The sequence below is a fragment of the Verrucosispora sp. NA02020 genome, from assembly GCF_013364215.1.
GTDB lineage: Bacteria > Actinomycetota > Actinomycetes > Mycobacteriales > Micromonosporaceae > Micromonospora.
This window is the reverse complement of record NZ_CP054923.1, coordinates 2,258,730-2,278,733: the sequence shown is the minus strand read 5'-3', so window position 1 is coordinate 2,278,733 and position 20,004 is coordinate 2,258,730. Positions and strand designations below refer to the sequence as shown.

Below are 20,004 nucleotides of genomic sequence, written 5' to 3'. Positions count from 1 at the left end.
CTCCGGTCGGGACGACGACGGGGGCGATGGTCGTGCCACGTGCAGGGTCGCAATCAGGGCGACAGCGCGGACGGGGATGGTTCCGGCTCGACCGGCCGGCCTTCGTCGCGCTGCTCCTCGGGCTGGCCGGGGTCGGCTACCGCCTGTACCTCGTGCTGCACACCGTGCCGGTATCCAACAGCGACGAGGCGACGTTCGGCCTGGCCGCGCTGCACATCGCCGAGGGTCGGGAGCACCCGGTCTTCCTGTACGGCCAGCGGTACATGGGCATGTTGCAGTCGTACCTGGCCGCTCCCCTGCTCGCCGTCGGCGGACCGAGCTGGCCGTTGCTGCGACTGCCGGTGCTCGCGCTCTACGCGGTGTTCCTCTGGCTGATTCACCGGCTGACCCGGCGGATCGGGTCGCCCTGGTTCGCCACCCTGGTCGTCGGTCTGCTGGCGCTCGGCTCCGAACGGGTGATCCGGGACCAGGTGACGACCGTCGGCGGCCGTCCGGAGGTCAAGGTCGCGGTGTTGGCGATGCTGCTGCTGGTCGCCGGGCTGGCCCAGGGCACGGTCCGCCACCGTCGGCTGGCCGTCGGCGCCTTCGGGCTGCTCGCCGGGGTGGCCGTCTGGTCGGACTGGCTGATCGTGCCGTACCTGGCGGTGGCCGGGCTGGCGCTGGTGTGGGCGGTGCGTCGGGAGTTGCTCGGCGGGGCCGGGCTGCTGCTGCTCGTCGGCTTCACCGTCGGGATCGCCCCGATGATCCGCGACAACCTGGTCGCGCCGCCGGGACAGGACTCCCTCTCGGTGCTGCGCACCATCAGCGGTGCCACCGGAGCGCCGCCGCCGTGGCCGCAGCGGCTGGACGGCGGACTGCTGGAGGGGGTGTCGCTGGCGGGCGGACTCTGCCCGCTCGCCGGTTGCGCCCGCTGGCAGGAGTGGTTCGCGCTGCTCTATCCGGTGCTGCTGGTCGTCGCGGCGGTGCTCGCCGGGCTCGCGTACCGCCGGGCCGCCGGGCGGGCCGACCGGGTCGGGCCGGTGCTGCACCTCGCGCTGCTCGGCGGTGCGGCGTTGACGTTGCTGGCGTACGTGCGCAGTTCGCTCGCGGCGACCGACCCGCTGGGCAACGCGCGCTACCTGTCGGTGCTGCAACTGTCGTTGCCGGCGGTGCTCTGGCCGCTCTGGTCGACGGCGGTGGCCGCCTGGCGGGGCACCGTCGGCGCGCGGGGACGGCTGGCCGGCGCGTTCGCCACCGCCGTCCTGGCCGCCCTGGCGGCGGCGTCGCTGGTGGTCACGGTCCTGTTCGCCACCGCCGGTGCGGACCCCGGCCGGCGGGAGGAACGGTACGCGCGACAACTCGCCGCCACGGTCCAGGCGGCCGGTCTGCACGAGGTGTACGGCGAGTACTGGACCTGCAACCGGCTGATCTTCAACACCGCCGAGCAGGTGGTCTGCGGGGTGCTCGACGGCGACCTGCACCCGGGCCAGAACCGCTATCCGGCGTACTGGTGGCGGCTGGCCCGCGCCACCCGGCCGGGGTACGTGCTGGCGACCGACGCGCCGGCGGACCGGCGGCTGCGGGAACTGCTCGGCGACCGCGCGGACGGCAGCCTGCTCGCCGAGATCGGTGGCTTCCGCGTCTACCACCCGCCGGAGCCGCTGCGCCCCTGGCGTTAGAGTCACCCATGCTCATCCTGCTGCCGCCCTCCGAGGGCAAGGCCGACGCCGGCACCGGCCGCAAGCTGGACCTGGACCGGCTCTCGCTGCCGGCGCTCACCCCCGCCCGCCGGGAGGTGCTGGACGCTCTGGTGGCACTCTCCGCCGGTCCACCGGAGGCGGCACTGGACGCGCTCGGGCTCAGCGCCGGCCAGCACGGCGAGCTGCGGCGCAACACCCGGCTGACCGTGGCGGCCACCGCCCCCGCCGGGAGGATCTACACCGGCGTGCTCTATGAGGCCCTCGACCTGGCCACGCTCCCGCCCACCGCCCGACGGGCGGCCGACCGGCAGGTGCTGGTCAGTTCCGGCCTGTGGGGGGCGGTCCGGCTCACCGACCGGATCCCGCCGTACCGCTGCGCCATCGGGGCCCGCCTGCCCGGCCCGGGTGCGCTGTCGGCGTACTGGCGGCGGGTGCTGGGGCCGGTGTTGACCGAGGCGGCCGGCACCGCTCCGGTGCTCGACCTGAGGTCCGGCGCGTACGCCGCCACCTGGGCGCCGCGCGGTGCGTCGGCGGAGCGCGTCGTGACGGTGCGGGTGCTGCACGAACGTGAGGTGGACGGGCAGCCAGTGCGGTCGGTGGTCAGTCATTTCAACAAGGCCACCAAGGGCCGTTTGGTGCGGGACCTGCTCCTCGCCGGTGCCCGGCCCCGCAGCACGGACGCGCTGGTCGCAGCGGTACGGGACCTCAAGTACACGGTGTGCGAGCAGCCCGGCGCACCGGGCCGTCCACGTCAGATCGACGTTGTGGTTTCCGAACTGTAACCAGGCGCAAGATTTCCTCAAGGCTGAGCCGGATCGGTACCACCCACGGGTGTCACAGGTCACCGTAAGGAGGACCCGACACCACAAGGAGGCACTCCGGTGGTTGCCGCACCCATTCTGCTCGACCGGCATCGCCAGGCGACGACGCTCCCGCCGTTGGACTGGACCACGCTGGCCGACGCGTTCGAGACAGCCTGCCTGCTGCGCTGTATGCCGCCTCCGGCGGCTCCCGGTCACCGGTACGTGGGCCAGCAGCCCGCCATCCCGGCGACGATCGAGTTCAACCGGGAGGAGGCGGCGCGGCGTACCCGACAACTCCTCGACCGCCTGCACATCCCGGTCCGGCACGAGACGGCGGTGGGCGGGCTGCGCCGCCGCTACGAACTGCACCAGATCCACATCGCCCGCGAGCACCGTGCGGCGTACGCGGCGATGGTGGAGAACGGCTGGCGGCGCGGCCGCCGGGAGCTGCTCGGGGGCCCGGTGCCCGGTGCCTCGACGGCCCGGCGGTTGTGGCGTACCCGGTTGGCCGCCGCCGCCTGGCGGTCCGCGCTGCTGGCCGGTGGCCGGCACGTCCGCCGACACATCCTCGGCGTCCGGATCACCGACCGGGAGTTGGCCGCCGTGCTGGTGCGCGGCGCCGCACTGCTGGACGTGCCGGCGCTGCTGCGTCCGGGCACCGGCTGCTTCCTGGTCAGTGTCGCGCACGGCCGGGACCGGGAGCAGATCCTGCGCCACGCCGGAGAGGAGGCGGCGCACCGCCCCGTGGCCTGATCCGTGGCCGACCGGACGGCTGGAACGGCTCGCCGGCCACCGGTCGGACCCACCCGGACGGCCCCGGCAGACCTGCCGGGGCCGTCCGGAGAGCGCTTCCGCCGCCTCTGGGCTTGCGTGACAGGGGTCCGGCGGCGCACAGTGCTGCCCGTGAGCCGTACCCGGTACACCGCCCGAGCCCGGCGACGCGGCGCCCGCGCGACGCTGGCGCTGACCGTGCTGCTGGCCCTGCCCGGCCTCAGCGCCTGCCGGGAATCTCCAGATAAGACAGTTCATATCAGGATCGCCACCGGCAGCCCGACCGCCGTGTACCACGCCTTCGGCGAGTCCCTGGCCGCCATCCTCAACCGGGAGCTACCCGACGTCCGGGCCGAGGTGATGGTCACCGCCGCCTCGGCGGAGAACGTCCGGCTCCTCGGTGCCGGCGAGGCCGAACTCGGTTTCACCCAGGCCGACGTGCTGCCCGCCGATCCCGGCCCGCACCCGCAGGTGGTGGCCGTCGCCCGGGTCTACGACGATCTGCTGCACCTGGTCACCACCGCGAACAGCCCGGTGCAGACCCTCACCGACCTGCGGGGGCGGCGGGTGTCGGTGGGCGCGCCCGGTTCCGGCACCGAGATCACCGTGCAGCGGCTGCTCACCGCCGCCGAACTCGACGGCGATCAGGTACGCCAGGAACGGCTCGGCCTCGACGACTCGGTGGCCGCGCTGCGGGAGGGGCGGATCGACGCGTTCTTCTTCTCCGGCGGGTTGCCGGTGCGGGCCGTGGCCCAGTTCGCCCAGGACACCCCGACCCGCATCGTCGATCTCGGCGAGTGGACCGCTCCGCTGCGGGTGGGCAACCCGGAGGTGTACGTGCCCCGGGACATCCCCCGCTCGGTGTACGGCATCGACGCGGTCACCACCGTGGCCAACCCCAACTATCTGCTGGTCCGCGCCGACCTGCCGGAACCGCTGGTCCGCGAGGTGACCCGGTTGCTGATGGAACGGCGCTCCGAGCTGGCCAGCGCCCACCCGGCGGCCGGACGGATGAGCCCCCGCTCGGCGATCGCCACCTCACCCCTGCCGCTGCACCCCGGCGCCGCCGACTACTACCGCGCCAGCAAGCCCTGACCCTCGCCGGCCACCGAGGCGGGCGGCACCGGCTCGGTGGGCGTCGGGCCGGGCGGCGCGTCCGGTGCGGCGAGGTCGGCCGGCTCGGTGGCCGCCGGGAACCACAGCGCGGCCACCAGGCCCCGTGGCGAGTTCGGGTGCATGGTCAACCGGCCGTCGGAGGCGTCGACGAGCACGGCGGCGATGGTCAGCCCCAGCCCGGCGCCGTCGACGTTCTGCACCTCCGGTGCCCGCCAGAACCGTTCGGTCGCCTGGCCGAGCTGGTCGGAGGTCATACCCGGGCCGGTGTCGCGTACCTCCAGGGCGATCCCGCCCTCCCGGGTCGCGACGGAGACCGTCACCTCGCCGCCCACGCCACTGAACTTCACCGCGTTGTCGATCAGCGCGTCCAGCGCCTGGTCGATGGCGGTCGGCACGGTCCGGGCGTACGTCGGCGTCGGGTCTGCCGCCAGGCGCAGGGCCACCTTGCGGTGCCGGGCCAACGGCTCCCACGCGGCGACCCGGGACGCGGCCGTCGCCACCGCGTCGACGGTCACCCGCTGGTTCTCCCGCCGCTCGGCCCGAGCCAGGGTGAGCAGCGCGTCGAGCAGCAGCGCCAGCCGGTCGGTCTCCTCCAGGGCCAACCGGTGCTCGGCGCGGCCGTCCTCGTCGGTCAGGCTCGGGCCCAACTCCTCGACCCGCAGCCGCAGCGCGGTCAACGGGTTACGGAGTTGGTGACTGGCGTGCGCGACGAACGCGCGCTGACGGTCCATCACGTCGGAGACGGCGTCGGCCATGTGGTTGAAGCTCGCCGCCAGGCGCCGCAGCTCCGGCGGGCCCACCTGGTGCTGCACCCGGGCACCCCGGTCCCCCTCGGCGATCTCGTGGGTGACCGCGTCCAGCTCGGTGACCGGGCGCAGCACCCAACCGGCCAGCCCGAACGCGGTGAGCACGCAGGCCAGCACCGCGAGCGTGCCCAGCGCGGCGAGCAGCAGCCACCAGGTGACCACGGTACGGCGCACCCCGTCGGACGGGGTCGCGGTCACCACCGCGCCGAGCACCTCGCCACCGTCGTTGATCGGCACCGCCACCACGATCGGCCCGCGCACCCAGGGCCAGACCGACTCCGGTCCGCTGGTCTGCTGGCCGGAGAGGGCGACGTCCAACGCCTCGCGGGTGCCCGTACCCGGACGGAAGCCGCCCGACGCGACCACCACCCGCCGGTCCCGGTCGACCACCGCCGCGCCGATGCCGAAGAGTTCGTCGTAGCTGCTCAACTCGGCGTCCAGGGGGCCGGAGACACCGCTGCGCAACGCCGGACCGGCCAGCGAGGCGAACCGGGTGGCGTCGGCGATCCGGTCCGCCCGGACCCGTTCGGTCTCCCGCGTGGTCAGCGTCATGCCCAGCGGCAGGCCCAACGCGGCCAGCACCAACACCATCAGCAGGAGGTAGCTGATCACCAGCCGGCGGCGCACTCACTCGCTCCGCAGTCGGTAGCCGACGCCGCGCACGGTCTCCACCAGCCGCGCGTCGCCGAGCTTGCTCCGCAGCGACCCGACGTGCACCTCGACCGTGTGCCGGTCGGCGAAGGTGGTCCCCCAGGCGTCGAGCAGGATCCGGTCGCGGGGCACCGCGACACCGGGCTGCCGGGCCAGTGAGACCAGCACGTCGAACTCCTTGCGGGTCAACGCGACCGGGCGTTCGGCCACGGTGACCGTACGGGCCGCCACGTCGATGCGCAGCCGCCCGGCCTCGATCAGGTTGCGCTCCGGTGCCGCGTGCGAGGCGCGCCGCAGCACCGCCTCGATGCGGGCCTGCAACTCCACCATCGAGAAGGGCTTGACCACGTAGTCGTCGGCACCGAGACGCAGACCGAGCACCCGGTCCCGCTCCTCGCCCCGGGCGGTCACCGCGATGATGCCGAGCTGGTTGCTGCGGCGACGCAGTTCACGGCAGAGGTCGGTGCCGTCGCCGTCGGGCAGGGTCAGGTCGAGCAGCACCAGGTCGCACGGCGCGGCGGACAGGGCGGCGGTGACGGTCGCCGCGTGCTCCACCTCGTAGCCGCGACGCGTCAGCGCGGACGACAACGCGGCGGCCACCCGACGGTCGTCCTCGACCAGCAGGATGCGCACCCGGCCTCCCCGTTCGGTCTGCCCGCTGACCCCGCATGGTCCCGGTCGACTCCACCGCCCCGTGGCGTCACGGTCGGCGGAACTGACCTTAGATGGTGGCAGACAACCGCCCCGGGTGACAGGCCCAGGGCGGGTGACGGTGACTCAGAGGCCGAAGACCTCGTCGGCGGTGGCGTCGCGTACGCCGTCGACGAAACCCCGGAAGGCCGGGTCGTCGTGGCTCGCCGGCACGGTGGTGACCAGCTCACCCGTGGCCTCGGTGACCGCGTCGACCAGGGGCGGGAAGTCGATCTCGGCGTCGGCGAGCGTGTCGTCGTCGGCCTGGCCGAGGTTGATCACCTGCTGCACGTCCTCGGCGGCGGTGTCGGGGTCGGCGGCCCAGTCCGTACCGGCCCGGTAGCACTCGTCGTAGAGCGCCCGCTGGCTGTCGGTCCAGTCCTCGTGGTAGCTCTCCACGCCCATCCCCTCTCCACCGGCCTGCCTCCGAGCATGCCCGTCCGCACGCCCGGCCGGGCCCGTACCGGACAAAACCGGTCCCGGCGTGCCGCCGCCGACCCGGACGGCGGCGCTCGGCGGCCCGGGACGGTGGCCCGCCGATGCCGGACGGCGACGCGCCCGGGACGACAGGTCGTCCCGGGCGCGTGGCGGTCGTGATGCGGGTCAGCGGCAGAGCCGCCCGATCTCCTCGGCGAACCGGTCCATCGGGTTCGCCTCGGCCGGGCCGAGCAGATAGGTCTTCAGGTCCCGGCGGGCCTCGGTCATCGGGTCGTCACCGGCCCGGGTCACCGCGACGATCTTCTCCAGCTCACCGCAGTCCGCCGCGAGCAGGTACGCCGCCCGCGAGGTGGGGAACGTCCGCCGGAACTCGTCCTCGGGCAGCCCGGCCGGGTTGGCCACCACGTACGGCCGCTGGCTCTGCACGAAGTCCGAGACGACGCTGGAGACGTCGCTGATCAGCAGGTCGGTCTCGTTGAAGCAGTCGAACAGCGCGGGCACCCGACCGGTGACCACCCGGTGCGCCGGACCGTCCAGGCTGGACGCGTCGACGTCGCCGCCAGCCGCCCGGATCCGCTCGACGATCCGCTGGTGCACCGCCTTGGCCTGCTTGGAGCGGGTGCCGGTCAACGGGTGCGGCTTGTAGATCAGCCGGACCGCCGGACGGGTGGCCAGCAGCGTGGCCACGATCCGGTCGCCCATCAGCATCAGCGAGGTGTGGTACGGGTCGTCGTCGAGCCACCCCTCCCAGGTCGGCGCGTACAGCACGGTGAACGGGCGCTCGACGGCCTCCGAGCCGAAGGTGTGCAGGCCGGCCAACTGCGGGCGGCCGATCTCCACGATGTCGGCGTCCAGCACGCCCACCCCGGCCCGCGCGTACCGCTCCCGACCGGCCAGGCCGGCGACCCAGACCTCGTCGTACACCTTGCTGTACGGGTTGACGCTGGCCGCCTTGTCACTGTCGCCGTGACCGACGAAGACGTGCTTCATGCCCGGCTCACGCAGCATGTGGATGTTCGGCCCGACGTTGGCGGCGTACAGGGTGGCCCGGATGCTGCTCTTGTCCAGGTTCATGAAATCCGGCGCGGCCGGCACGAAGATCACCGGCAGCCGGGTGTCGGCCAGCTCCAGGAAGGCGTCCCGGCTGCGCATCAGCACCACCCCGCGACGGCCCAGCGCCTCGATCGGCGCCAGCCACATGTTCGCCTGGTAGACGTCCTTGGCCGGGCCGGCGAAGTAGAGCGCCACCTCCGGGCGGTAGCTGTTGAGCCAGTTCTGCACGGCCGGCAGTTGCGGGCTCTGCCCGGTGCCCCGGCCGCGCAGCCAGGTGAAGGCGACGATGCCGCCGACCACCCCGGCCAGCCCGACGGCCACCAGACCTGCCACGAAGACCGGCGTCACGTCGTCGGCGACGACGGCCACCACGGCGGCCGGGATGAGCAGGACGTTCGCCCACGGCAACCGGTCACCGGCCACCTCGGAGGCCCACTCCGGCGGGCGGGGGGCGGACCGCATCCGGCCCAGGTCGATGTTGCGGACCAGGGCCGAGACCGGGTTGCGCCGGTCGATCATCCGGTTGAACGCCCCGGCGAAGACGGCGACCAACCAGACCGCGGCGGGCAGCAGGAGCAGCAGTGTCAGCTCGGTGCCGGTCAGCGACACCTGGGAGGCGACCAGCACCACCACCGACAGGTCCCGGCCCAACTGCCGGTAGACCCGGTTGATACCGACCTTCTGCAGGAGGGTCGCGGTGGCCGGTGACCACCGTTCCACGGCGAACTCGCCCAACACCGCCGCCATTCCGGCGACGGCGAAGAGGGCCACCCACCCGAACGCGCCAGCGGCGAGTAACACCAGGTAGGACGCCACCAGCAGGGCGCCACGCGCGGCGACGCCCACGCGTGAACTCAACATGCCGAACAACGAGTACGCTCCCTAACGAGATCGATGACCGGCTGGATACGCCTCGAACGGCCGCCAGCGTAGCTGCGACCTTAACGCGAAACCTCGCCGGGACAACGCTCGGGTATCCGGCATCTTTCGCCCAAACCGTCGATCACTCGAAACGGACGGTCCACGTAACCGACCCGAAATCCGCCGGACGCGTCAGTTCCGACGCAGACAGGTGACCCCGCCCGGCTGGTCGGGCACCGGCGGCGGCAACTCGGCGAACTCGGCGTACCCGAGTCGGGCCGCGGTCCGTCGGGCGAACCGGTTGCCGTTGTAGACACAGATCGTCCCGACGTCCAGCCGCTCCAGCGCCTCGGCCACCTCGTCCCGGGTCGGTCGACCCTCCGCCGGTCCCCCGTCGGAGAACCGGGTCAACAGCAGCCGGTCCTTCGCGAACTGCGACTCCAGGTCGTACTCGACCAGGTAGAAGTCGCGCGGCAGCACGACGCGGACCTGACTGGTCACCATCGGCATGGCCCGCATGATGGTGGCCGGCGCGAGCAGGAAGCCGTCCGGCCGGTCGAGGGTCACGATCCACTCCGCGATGACCTGCCGCCGCTCCGGGATCTTCCAGCTCGGCCGGTCGCGCATCTCCACCCAGCTCCGCTCGGACCACATCGGAGTGGCGTAGACGGCGAACGACGCGATCATCGAGCCGGCCAGCACCACGCCCACCAGGGCGCGTACCGAACGGAACCGGGTAGGCAGCCAGACCGTGCAGAGCAGCCCGATCAGCGCGGGCAGGGCGAGCAGCCACGGCACCCGCCAGAGCACCACCGAGATGCCGGTGAGCGAGCCGAGCCACTCCAGCACCCCGGGCACCATCAGCACGCTCAGCGTCAGCGCACCACCGGCGGCCAGCAGCCCCGCCGTACGACGACGGGCCAGCAGCGGACCGCACCACAGGGCGAGTCCGCCGATCACGCCGACGATGCCGATCTCGAAGGTGCGCCGGTAGGTGTACGCGGCGTCGTAGGCGACCGCGTCCGCCCCGTCCGCGGTGCCCTGCCCCAGCACGATCTGGGTCAACACCACCGAGCCGACCGGGTACGCCAGGGCGACGACGCCGACCAGCAGTGCCGACTTCCAGCGCCCGACCAACAGCATCATCAGCGCCGCCCCGCCGACCAGCATCGGCAGGATGATCGCCGCCGTGGTGGTCAGCCCGATGGCGGTGACCGACAGCGCGAAGACGAGCACCAGGTGACGCTTGCGCCCGTCCTCGAACCAGCGGGTCAGGTAGTACCACATCAACGGCACGACAGCCGACACGAACATGCCCTTGCCCTCGTACAGCCGGGGCAGGTGGAAGGTGCCCAGCGCGGCGTCCGAGCCGGCGACCAGCGCGAGGAACGCGGCGGCCACGGTGAAGGCCAGCACCGGACGGCGCGGCGCCCACCGGTGCACCACCCGCCAGAGCGCGAGGACGGCGAGCACCGCCATCACCGGCAGCAGCAGGAACCAGGTCGCCGAGGAGGCGTGCATGTCGAGGAACCGGCCCAGCGCGCCGGCCAGCACCTCGATGCTGGCGGTCGGCGGCAGCGACGCCATCGCCGGGAGGACGTTCTCGCTGAACAGGAAGTCGTTGAGCGGCACGATGTCGCGTTCCGCCACCCACACCGACCGGCCCACGTAGTAGACGTCGTCGGGGGTGTTGCGGGCGATGTAGAGCGAGGCCGCCGCCGCCACACCGGAGATCAGCAACGCGTACAGCGCCTGCCAGGCGTTCGGGGCGGGCGCCGAGGGCCGGCTCGGCGGCACCCGCCGCCAGGTCCACACGGTCAGCACCGCCATGCCGACGGCGGCGACCGCACCGGTCGAGGCGGGCCACCACCAGGAGATGTTCTCGCCCGCCGGGGTGCCGGCCAGGCCGGCGGTGACCGCCGCCGCCACGCCGAAGAGCAGGACGACCGCCGTCGCCAGGCGCTGGGCGACCGGCATCCGGCTGGGCCGGTCCGTCGGCGTACCGGCAGACCCGTCCGCGCCCTCGGCCGGCGTCGTCCCGGCGCGCGTCGGCGCGTCCGCGCCGGTCGTGCTCTCCGGATCCGGCGTGGGATCGAGATCCGTGGTGGTGTCCGGATCCGGCGTGCCGTCGGGATCCGTGGTGGCGTCGGTGGGCATCGCGGCCCGGACGGCCCGACGCCGCCAGGCCCACTGGCCCACCCGCACCAGCACCGCGAGCAGCGCCAGCGCCGGGCCGGTCACCAGCCAGATCCGCAGGGTCGACGACGGGGCCCAGCCGAGCGGCAGGGCGAGGTGATAGAGCAGCGTCCAGAGCGCGAAGGCCAGCACGGCGACGTCGGTCAGCACGGCCGGGATCGCGGCGATCCCGGCCCCGAGCCCGCGCAGCCCGGCCCGGAGGTGCCGCCAGGGCGACGGCTGCGGGCCGGGTGGTGGGGAGGCGGGACCGGTCGGTCCGTCGGCCGCTGCCGGAGCGGGCTCGGCGACGGTCTGGTCGGTCATCGACACACTGCGTCCTTGTCGTCGTCGTACGGGCGGGTGCGGCTGGACACTCCACGGCCGCCTGGCAGACCCCGCGAACCACACCGAGCGTAGTCATCCCGGATGTCGAGTCGAGGCGACGCGCAGCGACGCGCGGACCCGATGCCCGACTCCCGCCAGCGGTACCCCGGGTCGGGCCTGCTCAACCCCCGGTCGGGGCCGCCCTCGGCCGGGGCAGCGGGTCGGGGCCGCCGAGCCCGCGTGCCACCGACTCGACCAGGGTCTCCAGGTAGCTGTCGGTGAGCGGGGCGCGGGCGACGGCGAGTCGCCAGTACAGCGGACCCACGATCAGGTCGACCGCGGCGTCCCGGTCGATGTCGGCGGACACCTCGCCGCGCTCGACCGCCCGGCCGATCAACCGGCCGACGACCTCGTGCTGCCGGGCGCGCAACACCTGCTGGAGGGTCTCGTCGATGGTCGGGTTGCGGGCCGCCTCGGCCAGCAGGTCGGGGATGATCTGCACGGCGAGCGGATGTCGCAGGGCGTGCGCCACCACCTGGAACAGCAACACCAGGTCGCTGCGGAGGCTGCCGGTGTCCAGCGCGGGCAGCCGACCACCGGCTGCGGCGGCCACCACCTCCAGCACCAGGTCGAGCTTCGAGTTCCACCGGCGGTAGATGGCGGTCTTGCTGACGCCCGCCCGGCGCGCCACCGCCTCGATGGAGAGCCGGCCGTAGCCGACCGCCGCGAGTTCCTGCATGAGGGCACGGCGAATGGCCGTGGTGATCTCGCCACGGAGCACTGCCGCACCGGCCGGCGTACGCCTCTTCCCGGTCGTCACCTGGGACTTCTCTCGACTGTCACGAGGAACAATGTAGCGCAACGACGGTACGGTTGCGTCCCGACGTCTTTCGGACTACTGTCCACGCAGCGGCGAGGCGGCGCTCCACGCTAGATTCCATCGTCGCGAACGTATCCGCCGCACGACAGATCGGAGCGCCCATCCCCATGGCCAACACCGCGCTGGCCGACCCCGATTCCGGCCTCACTCCCGCGCAGCTGGCGACCCGCCACGGCCTGCGGGTGGCCGGCGAGCGGCCCTCACTGCGCCGCTACAGCGGTGAGCTGTGGCGTTACCGGCACTTCATCGCCGCGTACGCCAACGCCAAGCTGACCGCCTCGTTCAGCAACGCCCGACTCGGGCAGCTCTGGCAGGTGCTCACCCCGCTGACCAACGCGGCGGTCTACTACCTGATCTTCGGCGTGGTGCTGGAGCAGAACCGGGGCATCCCGAACTTCATCGCCTACCTCACCACCGGTCTGTTCATCTTCAACTTCACCCAGACCACGGTGCAGCAGGGCACCCAGGCGATCAGCGGCAACCTCGGCCTGATCCGGGCCCTGCACTTCCCCCGGGCCTGCCTGCCGCTGGCCATCACCACCACCCAGTTCCAGCAACTCCTGGGCTCGCTGGTGGTGCTGGTCTGCATCGTGGTGGCCACCGGCGAGCCGATCACGCTGATGTGGCTGATGCTGGTGCCGGCGGTGCTGCTCCAGACGGTCTTCAACGCCGGGCTGACCATGGTGGTGGCCCGGCTGGGCGCCAAGGCCACCGACCTCAAGCAGGTCATGCCCTTCGTGCTCCGGGCCTGGATGTACGGCTCCGGGGTGCTCTACAGCGTGACGCTGTTCTCCGAGAACCTTCCCGGCTGGGCCACCGGGATCGTGCAGTTCAACCCGATGCTGGTCTACATCGAGCTGGCCCGGAGCGCCCTGCTGGAGGAGACCCCGTTGCTCAACGACTCGCTGCCGCTGACCTGGCTGATCGCGGTCGGCTGGGCGGTCGTGATGGGCATCGGCGGTTACCTCTACTTCTGGCGCGGCGAACAGGAGTACGGTCGTGGTTGATCACCTCGAGATGTCCAACGACGTGACGGTCACCCTCCCCCGGATCCAGGACCGGATCCCGACCGTGGTGGTGGACGACGCGCACATCGTCTATCGGATCCACAAGGGCGCCGCCGGCAACACCAGCCCGGTGGCCGCGCTCAAGCGGATGATGAGCCGCTCCTCGGCGCCGAACGTGCGCGAGGTGCACGCGGTGCGCGGGGTCACCTTCACCGCATACCGGGGTGAGGCGATCGGGCTGATCGGCACCAACGGCTCCGGCAAGTCGACGCTGCTGCGGGCCATCGCCGGTCTGCTGCCGGTGGAGCGCGGCGCGATTTACACCCAGGGGCAGCCGTCGCTGCTCGGGGTGAACGCGGCGCTGCTCAACGACCTGCCCGGGGAGCGCAACGTCACGCTCGGCTGCCTGGCCATGGGCATGCGCCCGGACGAGGTGCAGCGCAAGCTCCCGGAGATCATCGAGTTCTCCGGGATCAACCAGCGGGGCGACTTCGCCTCCCTGCCGATGCGGACGTACTCCTCCGGCATGTCGGCCCGGCTGCGCTTCTCCATCGCGGCGGCCAAGCAGCACGACGTGCTGCTGATCGACGAGGCGCTGGCCACCGGCGACAAGGCGTTCCGCAAGCGCAGCGAGAAGCGGGTCCGCGAGCTGCGGGAGAGCGCCGGCACGGTGTTCCTGGTCAGCCACCAACTCTCCTCGGTCCGGGACACCTGCGAACGGACAGTCTGGCTGGAATCGGGCCTGATCCGGATGGACGGACCGACCGCCGAGGTATTGAAGGCCTACGAGGCGTTCACGAACGGCAAGTAGAGTCCGGGCGAACGTCCGACGCCCGTGCGGCGTCGCGCGGACCGCGTCGGCCCGTTGGGGTGGCGCGGTCCGCGCGTTAAGGTTCAACCCGTCGCCGGCGCCGGCGACACCCCCCACCCCACACCACCTCACCGAGCCATGTACCCCCGAGAGCGAGGACCGGCAATGACGCAGGACCAGACCACCGACCCGGGCAGCCCGCCGGAGAGCCCGGCACCGTGGCGACCCTCGCGGACGGTGGCCGTGGTGCTGGCCGGCGGCACCGGCACGCGACTGGGCCTCGGCATCCCCAAGCAGCTCCTCAAGATCGCCGGTAAGCCGATCATCGAGCACACCCTGGCCGTCTTCGAGGCCGCGCCGGAGATCGACGAGATCATCGTGCTGATGGCCACCGGGCACGTCGACGAGGCGCAGCGGATCGTCGACAAGGCCGGCTTCCGCAAGGTCACCAAGGTGATCGAGGGCGGCGACACCCGCAACGCCACCACCCGGGTCGCGCTGGACGCCGTCGGCGAGGCCGACTGCAACATCCTCTTCCACGACGCGGTACGACCCCTGCTCAGCGGCCGGATCGTCCGGGAGTGCGTGAACGCCCTCTGGACGTACGCGGCGGTCGACGTGGCCATCCCGTCGGCCGACACGATCATCCAGGTCGACGAGGACGAGTGCATCACCGACATCCCGGTCCGCGCCACGCTGCGCCGGGGCCAGACCCCGCAGGCGTTCCGGTCGACCACCATCCGGGAGGCGTACCGGCTGGCCGAGGGTGACCCGAACTTCGCCGCCACAGACGACTGCGGTGTCGTCCTGCGCTACCTGCCCGAGGTGCCGATCAAGGTGATCGACGGCTCGGACGAGAACATCAAGGTCACCCACCCGGTCGACGTGCACCTGGCGGACAAGCTGTTCCAGCTCGCCGCCGCCAAGGTGCCCCGGCTCACCGACCACCGGTCGTACAGCGAAGAGGTCACCGGCCGCACGATCGTCGTCTTCGGCGGCAGCTACGGCATCGGCCACGACCTGACCGAGCTGGCCCGCCGCCACGGCGCCCAGGTCTTCCCGTTCAGCCGCTCCAGCACCGGCACGCACGTGGAACGGCCGGAGGACGTCGAGGCCGCGCTACGGACCGCCTTCGAGGCCACCGGACGGATCGACCACGTCGTGGTCACCGCCGGGATCCTGGAGAAGGGCGCGCTGGCCGAGATGGACCAGGAGACCATCGACCGGGTGCTCCAGGTCAACTTCGTCGGCCCGGTGACCGTCGCCCGGCAGTCCCTGCCCTACCTCCAGCAGACCAAGGGCCAGCTCCTGCTCTACACCTCCAGCTCGTACACCCGGGGCCGGGCCGACTACGCGCTCTACTCGGCCACCAAGGCCGCGCTGGTCAACCTCACCCAGGCGCTCTCCGACGAGTGGGCCGAGTTCGGCGTACGCGTCAACATCATCAACCCGGAGCGGACCGCCACCCCGATGCGGACCAAGGCGTTCGGCGCGGAGCCCGAGAACACCCTGCTCGCCGCCGAGACCGTCGCCCAGGCCTCGCTGGACGTGCTGATCTCGGAACTCACCGGCCAGGTCATCGACGTACGCCGGCCGCCCGGCGAGGCGTCGACCCCCGCCCCGGTACCCACCCAGGCCGACGCCCCCCGCAGCGGCACCCGCGTCGGCTGACCCGCCGACGACGAGCACGAAGGCAGCGCCGAGATGCGTGGTGACCTGGTCACGAAGTTGGCCGCCCGGGGCCTGGCCACCGGCGGTGCGGTCCTGGCGTTCCTGGTGCTCGCGCTCACCGGCGCGACCGCCTGGGGGCTCGGGCTGGCGGTGGCCGCGCTCGCCGCCACGGTCTGGGAGCGCCGGGTCCGACCGGGCGCCGACAGCGTCGCGGAGACCGCCCTGCTCGCCGCCGGGATCCTGGTCGGCTACGCCCGGCAGCTCGACGGCGGCTTCGACCCGATCCTGGCGGTCACCGCCCTCGTGCTGCTCGGGCTGGTGCTGGTCACCGGGCCGCTGCGGACCGCCGGCAACCTGGAGATCCGCGCCGCCAACCTGCCGGTACGCACCTGGGTGCCGCAGGTCGCCGCCCGGCTCGACGACGCGGTGGCGGGGCTGCTCGCCGCCCTGGCCGTGGCCGCCCTGGCCGGGCTGCCCGCCGTGGTCGCCCTGCTGGTCTGCCTGCCGGTCGGTGCCGCCGCCGGGGCGGTCGCCCTCGACCTGGCCCGCCGCCGGTTCCGGCCGACGGCCGGCGGGTCGGCGGTCACCCGGGCGCTACGCCGGCACCAGCCGGAGTTCGTGCTGCACTTCTCCGCCCCGCCCGGCTCGGAGTACCAGGTCACCATGTGGCTGCCGTACCTGGAACGGATCGGACGGCCGTTCGTGGTGATGCTGCGGGAACCGGAGTTCCTGCCCGCCGTCGCGGCGGCCACCACCGCACCGGTGGTCTACTGCCCCACCCTGCGCACCATGGACGAGGTGCTGGTGCCGAGCCTGCGGGTGGCGTTCTACGTCAACCACGGCGCGAAGAACAGCCACTGCATCCGATTCACCCAGCTCACCCACGTCCAACTGCACCACGGCGACAGCGACAAGGCGCCCAGCGCCAACCCGGTGTCGGCGATCTTCGACCGGATCTTCGTGGCCGGCGAGGCCGCCGTCGACCGGTACGCCCGCGCCGGGGTGGAGATCCCGGCCGAGAAGTTCGTGGTGGTGGGCCGCCCGCAGGTCGAGGCGATCGAGGTACGCCACCAGCCGACCCGGGGGCTGACGAACCCCACGGTCCTCTACACCCCCACCTGGACCGGCCACCACGCCGACGCCGACTACTGCTCCCTGCCGATGGCCGAGACGCTGCTGCGGCGGCTGCTCGACCGGGGCGCCACGGTGATCCTGCGCGCCCACCCCTACACCAACCAGCACCCGGGCTCGGCCCGACGCCTGGCCCGGCTGCACGAACTGCTCGCCGCCGACCGCTCCCGCACCGGCCGCCAGCACGTCTTCGGCGCCGCCGCCAGCCGGCTCACCCTGGCCGAGTCGGTGAACCGGGCGGACGCGCTGGTCTCCGACGTCTCCGGGGTGGTCTCCGACTGGCTGTACTCGGGCAAGCCCTACGCGGTCACCGACACCGGCGTCGACGGTGACCGGTTCGTCGAACGGTTCCCCCTCGCCGCCACCGGCTACGTGCTGCGGCGGGACATTGCCGACCTGGACGACGTGCTGACGCGGCTGCTCGACACCGATCCGCTCGCCGAGGCACGCTGGGCGACCCGGCGGCGCTACCTGGGCGACTTCCCCGCCGACTCGTACGCCGAGGCGTTCCTCTCCGCCGCCCGGCGGGAACTGGACCCGGCCTGGACCGCCCCGGCGCCACGGACCACGACCGACGACGCGGCGCTGCCGACCGCCCCCTGAGCGCGCAGCAGCGGCCGTGGTGAGCGGTGGGCGTACTCGGTCAGACCTGTAGACCGAGAAGTAAGGAAGGGTCCCCTGCTATCGCCTGGTGTATAGCAGGGGACCCTTCCTTACATCCGGTCCTTACATCTCGTCCTTACATCTCAGGAGGAGTAGCCGCGGGTGGCGGCCCAGTGGGCGAGGTCGGTGGTGCTCATCCAGTACGAGTAGTACGAGGCGTCGGCCGAGTCCGCGATCTTGACCAGTCGACCGTCGTCCGCGTAACCGACCACGGCGACGTAGTGGCCGCCGGGGAAGGAGTGCCAGCCACCGTCGGTGTCGGTGGCGCTGCCGGCCACGTTCACCACCACACCGCGCCCGTCGGTGATCGCCTCCACCACGTCGGCCTGGAGCTGGTCCATCTGCGTCGGGGTGGCCGAGCCGCCCCGCAGCATCGTGGTCGAGTACGGCTCGCCCTTGAGCGTGGCGTTGAGCACCCGGGTGGTGTCCAGAGCCGAGTTGGTGCCGGCGTACGTGGTGCCGAGCTGGGCGGCCAGGGTGTCCTGGTCACGGTCGACCCCGGCGGCGCTGAGCGCGTTGCGTACCGCGGCCGGGCCGCAGTAGTAGCCGGTGGTCTGGGCCTGGAAGTCGTAGTCCAGGACCTTGCGCGTCGGTGGCTTCGGTGCGGTCTTCTCGCTGACGGCCACCGGCGAGGGGGCCGCCGAGGTGGCCTTCGGCGTGGGCGAGGGCGACGGTGACGGTGCGGCGCTGCTCGGGGCCGCGCTGCCCGGCGGGGTCGACGGGGTCGGCTCCGCGCGGGTGTCGGCGCGGGAGGCGACGGTGTCGCCCCGCATCTCGGCGACGGCGGTCGTGGTGTGCGCGGTCGTCGGGGCGTCATCGGTGCCGACGAGTACGGCACCGGTGCCGGTGGCCAGCGCCAGCGCGGCGGCCGAGGCGGCGACGACCTGGTAGGGGCGTTCGGTGGCCAGCCGGCGTAGCTGGCGCGTCAGGGTCTGCTTCACGGAGTCCTCCACGGGGGCTCGGGGAGGCACGGCGATCCGCTCCGGCGGTCAGCTCGACAGGACATGCCGAGGACCGCCCGAGTGGGCGGACGGGCCGTGCGAGGGGCTTCGCCCGGTCGGGGCCGGGCGGGGGCCGCAGTCAGCTCGCGGCCGACGGCCCGGTGAGCGCGGGCACCGCAGTGCCGTGGAGGAACAAGAGGGGTATCACAAGGGGATGCACGAGAGGAAAGCTCCTTCCGACACCGCCGACCGGGTTAGCTGACGGGTTCGGGCGGGAAGTTGGCCCTACCGCGAGCCGAGGCTCGCGGATTCACCCCAGAGGTGCGGTGGGTCCCCGGTTCGTGAGACCACGATTAGGCGGGTCGATGCGGCGTCGCCTCCTGCGATCGGTTACCGCATCGGACGGGCCGACATTACTGGTCGGTCATTGCCCTGCCAACCCGCTCTGACCTGCGCAAACATGATCCAGCTCAGTGATTTTCGGGCGTTCGGTCATCGATGTCCCGCAACAGGACCGACGGTGATCGACGTAACGGGCGGTGACAACCGGACCACCCCCGGACAATGCCTCCGGACATCACGTCACGTCTCGGGCGGTTGCGGCACCACCGTCCGTTCCGGCGATCGGTGTGACCGGGCTCACCCGATCAGGCTGGATTACCGGGGCTCCGCGCGTCTCGCCCGAGTCACCCCACGCGCGCCGGACGCCAGCGCAGGGCCGCAGCGGCCGGACGCGCGGCGGTGGTCACGGCGGGTGCCGGCACCGGGTTCGGTCGCAGGCGCTGCGCGGCGGCGTACGCCTCGGCGGAGAGCACCCGGGCCGCTTCGGTGGCCCGTTCCGTCTCCCGCCAGGCGGCCCGTTCCCGCTCGGCGGCGGCCCGGTAGGTGGCCCGGTGGTTGTCCCGGACGACCCGGGCCAGCACGACCTCCTGTGCGGCCGGGTGCAGGCGGGGGTCCCAGCCGGCCCGCCGGGCCAGCACGTCGGTGAGCTGCCGCGCCGACAGGTCACCGCGCCAGTGCGCCACCATCGCGGCGTGGTGCAGCCAGCGTTCCCGGGCGGCGTACTCGCTGGCGGTGCGGGGGGTGCGGGGGGCGGGCAGCGCGGTGGTCCCGGCGAGCCGTCGGGCCCGGCTCTCCGCCTCGTCGAAGCGGGCCCAGGCACGGTCGAGGGCGGTCTGGGCGGTACGCCACGCGTCCCGCCGCCGGGCGGCGTTCTGTGCGGCCCCGGCGGCGGCCACCGCCACCTCACCGGCGTAGCGGCGCAGGTCGGCCGTCTCGGCCTCGGCGGGGTCGTCGGCGGGGCCGGTCTCGTCGGGGCCGGACGGTTCGGGCCGGGCGACCAGGACGGTGAGCACGCCCAGTGCGAGCACGAGCAGCACCGACCAGATGGCGGCGGCCCGGGGCACCTCGATCAGGAACTGGTAGAGGACGGTCTTCTCCATGGCGGTACCTCGTGGGCCGTGGTGCGCTGACAGCGGGCCGCCGGCACCCGGTCCCCCGACGGCGGCGCGTCGGAACCGGGCGGGGCGGTGA

General features: G+C 72.8%; 16 protein-coding genes and 1 riboswitch. Of the genes, 8 read left to right on the top strand and 8 right to left on the bottom strand.

Annotated features, from left to right (window positions below; genetic code table 11):
• The first annotated feature begins 32 nt into the window (after nucleotides 1–32).
• The 4 genes from HUT12_RS09985 to HUT12_RS09970 all read left to right on the top strand — a co-directional run bounded on the left by HUT12_RS09985 (nucleotide 33) and on the right by HUT12_RS09970 (nucleotide 4,348).
• On the top strand, nucleotides 33–1,658 hold the full coding sequence (locus tag HUT12_RS09985) for a hypothetical protein (protein WP_254876768.1): 1,626 nt from the start codon (nucleotides 33–35) through the stop codon (nucleotides 1,656–1,658).
• Between the two features lie 8 nt (nucleotides 1,659–1,666).
• The gene (gene yaaA / locus HUT12_RS09980) at nucleotides 1,667–2,461 is read left to right on the top strand and encodes a peroxide stress protein YaaA (protein ID WP_176093196.1); all 795 of its coding nucleotides are present in this window, start codon (nucleotides 1,667–1,669) and stop codon (nucleotides 2,459–2,461) included.
• A gap of 99 nt (nucleotides 2,462–2,560) precedes the next feature.
• Entirely contained in the window at nucleotides 2,561–3,235 is a 675-nt protein-coding gene (locus tag HUT12_RS09975; RefSeq protein WP_131057706.1) for a hypothetical protein, read from the top strand.
• A gap of 150 nt (nucleotides 3,236–3,385) precedes the next feature.
• Entirely contained in the window at nucleotides 3,386–4,348 is a 963-nt protein-coding gene (locus HUT12_RS09970) for a TAXI family TRAP transporter solute-binding subunit (RefSeq protein ID WP_254876767.1), read from the top strand.
• On the opposite strand, the gene HUT12_RS09965 is transcribed toward HUT12_RS09970, so the two are convergent.
• The 6 genes from HUT12_RS09965 to HUT12_RS09940 all read right to left on the bottom strand — a co-directional run bounded on the left by HUT12_RS09965 (nucleotide 4,327) and on the right by HUT12_RS09940 (nucleotide 12,187).
• The gene (locus HUT12_RS09965; RefSeq protein ID WP_176093194.1) at nucleotides 4,327–5,802 is read right to left on the bottom strand and encodes a HAMP domain-containing sensor histidine kinase; all 1,476 of its coding nucleotides are present in this window, start codon (nucleotides 5,800–5,802) and stop codon (nucleotides 4,327–4,329) included. The genes HUT12_RS09970 and HUT12_RS09965 overlap by 22 nt on opposite strands.
• Nucleotides 5,803–6,459 carry a response regulator transcription factor gene (locus tag HUT12_RS09960; RefSeq protein ID WP_131057594.1) on the bottom strand — a complete coding sequence of 219 codons (657 nt, stop codon included), beginning with the start codon at nucleotides 6,457–6,459 and terminating at the stop codon, nucleotides 5,803–5,805.
• Between the two features lie 144 nt (nucleotides 6,460–6,603).
• A complete protein-coding gene (locus HUT12_RS09955) occupies nucleotides 6,604–6,921 on the bottom strand; it encodes a hypothetical protein (protein ID WP_236146045.1) in 318 nt (105 codons plus the stop codon).
• 198 nt (nucleotides 6,922–7,119) lie between these two features.
• Nucleotides 7,120–8,868, bottom strand: a complete 1,749-nt coding sequence (locus tag HUT12_RS09950) for a CDP-glycerol glycerophosphotransferase family protein (protein ID WP_176093193.1) — start codon at nucleotides 8,866–8,868, stop codon at nucleotides 7,120–7,122.
• A gap of 192 nt (nucleotides 8,869–9,060) precedes the next feature.
• The gene (locus HUT12_RS09945) at nucleotides 9,061–11,367 is read right to left on the bottom strand and encodes a DUF6077 domain-containing protein (RefSeq protein ID WP_176093192.1); all 2,307 of its coding nucleotides are present in this window, start codon (nucleotides 11,365–11,367) and stop codon (nucleotides 9,061–9,063) included.
• A gap of 181 nt (nucleotides 11,368–11,548) precedes the next feature.
• Nucleotides 11,549–12,187 (bottom strand): TetR/AcrR family transcriptional regulator, encoded by a 639-nt coding sequence (locus tag HUT12_RS09940; RefSeq protein ID WP_131056214.1) that lies wholly within the window; start codon nucleotides 12,185–12,187, stop codon nucleotides 11,549–11,551.
• 167 nt (nucleotides 12,188–12,354) lie between these two features.
• On the opposite strand from HUT12_RS09940, the gene HUT12_RS09935 reads away from it, so the two are divergent.
• The 4 genes from HUT12_RS09935 (at nucleotide 12,355) to HUT12_RS09920 (ending at nucleotide 17,470) form a co-directional block, all read left to right on the top strand.
• A complete protein-coding gene (locus HUT12_RS09935; protein WP_176093191.1) occupies nucleotides 12,355–13,254 on the top strand; it encodes an ABC transporter permease in 900 nt (299 codons plus the stop codon).
• 10 nt (nucleotides 13,255–13,264) lie between these two features.
• A complete protein-coding gene (locus tag HUT12_RS09930; RefSeq protein ID WP_176095718.1) occupies nucleotides 13,265–14,065 on the top strand; it encodes an ABC transporter ATP-binding protein in 801 nt (266 codons plus the stop codon).
• Between the two features lie 165 nt (nucleotides 14,066–14,230).
• Nucleotides 14,231–15,736 carry a bifunctional cytidylyltransferase/SDR family oxidoreductase gene (locus tag HUT12_RS09925; protein WP_176093190.1) on the top strand — a complete coding sequence of 502 codons (1,506 nt, stop codon included), beginning with the start codon at nucleotides 14,231–14,233 and terminating at the stop codon, nucleotides 15,734–15,736.
• 33 nt (nucleotides 15,737–15,769) lie between these two features.
• Nucleotides 15,770–17,470: a CDP-glycerol glycerophosphotransferase family protein gene (locus HUT12_RS09920; RefSeq protein WP_176093189.1), complete on the top strand. Its 1,701-nt coding sequence runs from the start codon at nucleotides 15,770–15,772 to the stop codon at nucleotides 17,468–17,470.
• A gap of 143 nt (nucleotides 17,471–17,613) precedes the next feature.
• Here the strand turns inward: HUT12_RS09920 and HUT12_RS09915 are convergent, their stop codons facing one another.
• Together HUT12_RS09915 and HUT12_RS09910 are read right to left on the bottom strand one after the other, a co-directional pair.
• A complete protein-coding gene (locus tag HUT12_RS09915) occupies nucleotides 17,614–18,483 on the bottom strand; it encodes a C39 family peptidase (RefSeq protein ID WP_176093188.1) in 870 nt (289 codons plus the stop codon).
• Nucleotides 18,484–18,699: 216 nt separating this feature from the next.
• Nucleotides 18,700–18,841, bottom strand: a riboswitch (cyclic di-AMP (ydaO/yuaA leader).
• Between the two features lie 316 nt (nucleotides 18,842–19,157).
• Nucleotides 19,158–19,913: a hypothetical protein gene (locus HUT12_RS09910; RefSeq protein WP_176093187.1), complete on the bottom strand. Its 756-nt coding sequence runs from the start codon at nucleotides 19,911–19,913 to the stop codon at nucleotides 19,158–19,160.
• Between the last annotated feature and the right edge of the window lie 91 nt (nucleotides 19,914–20,004).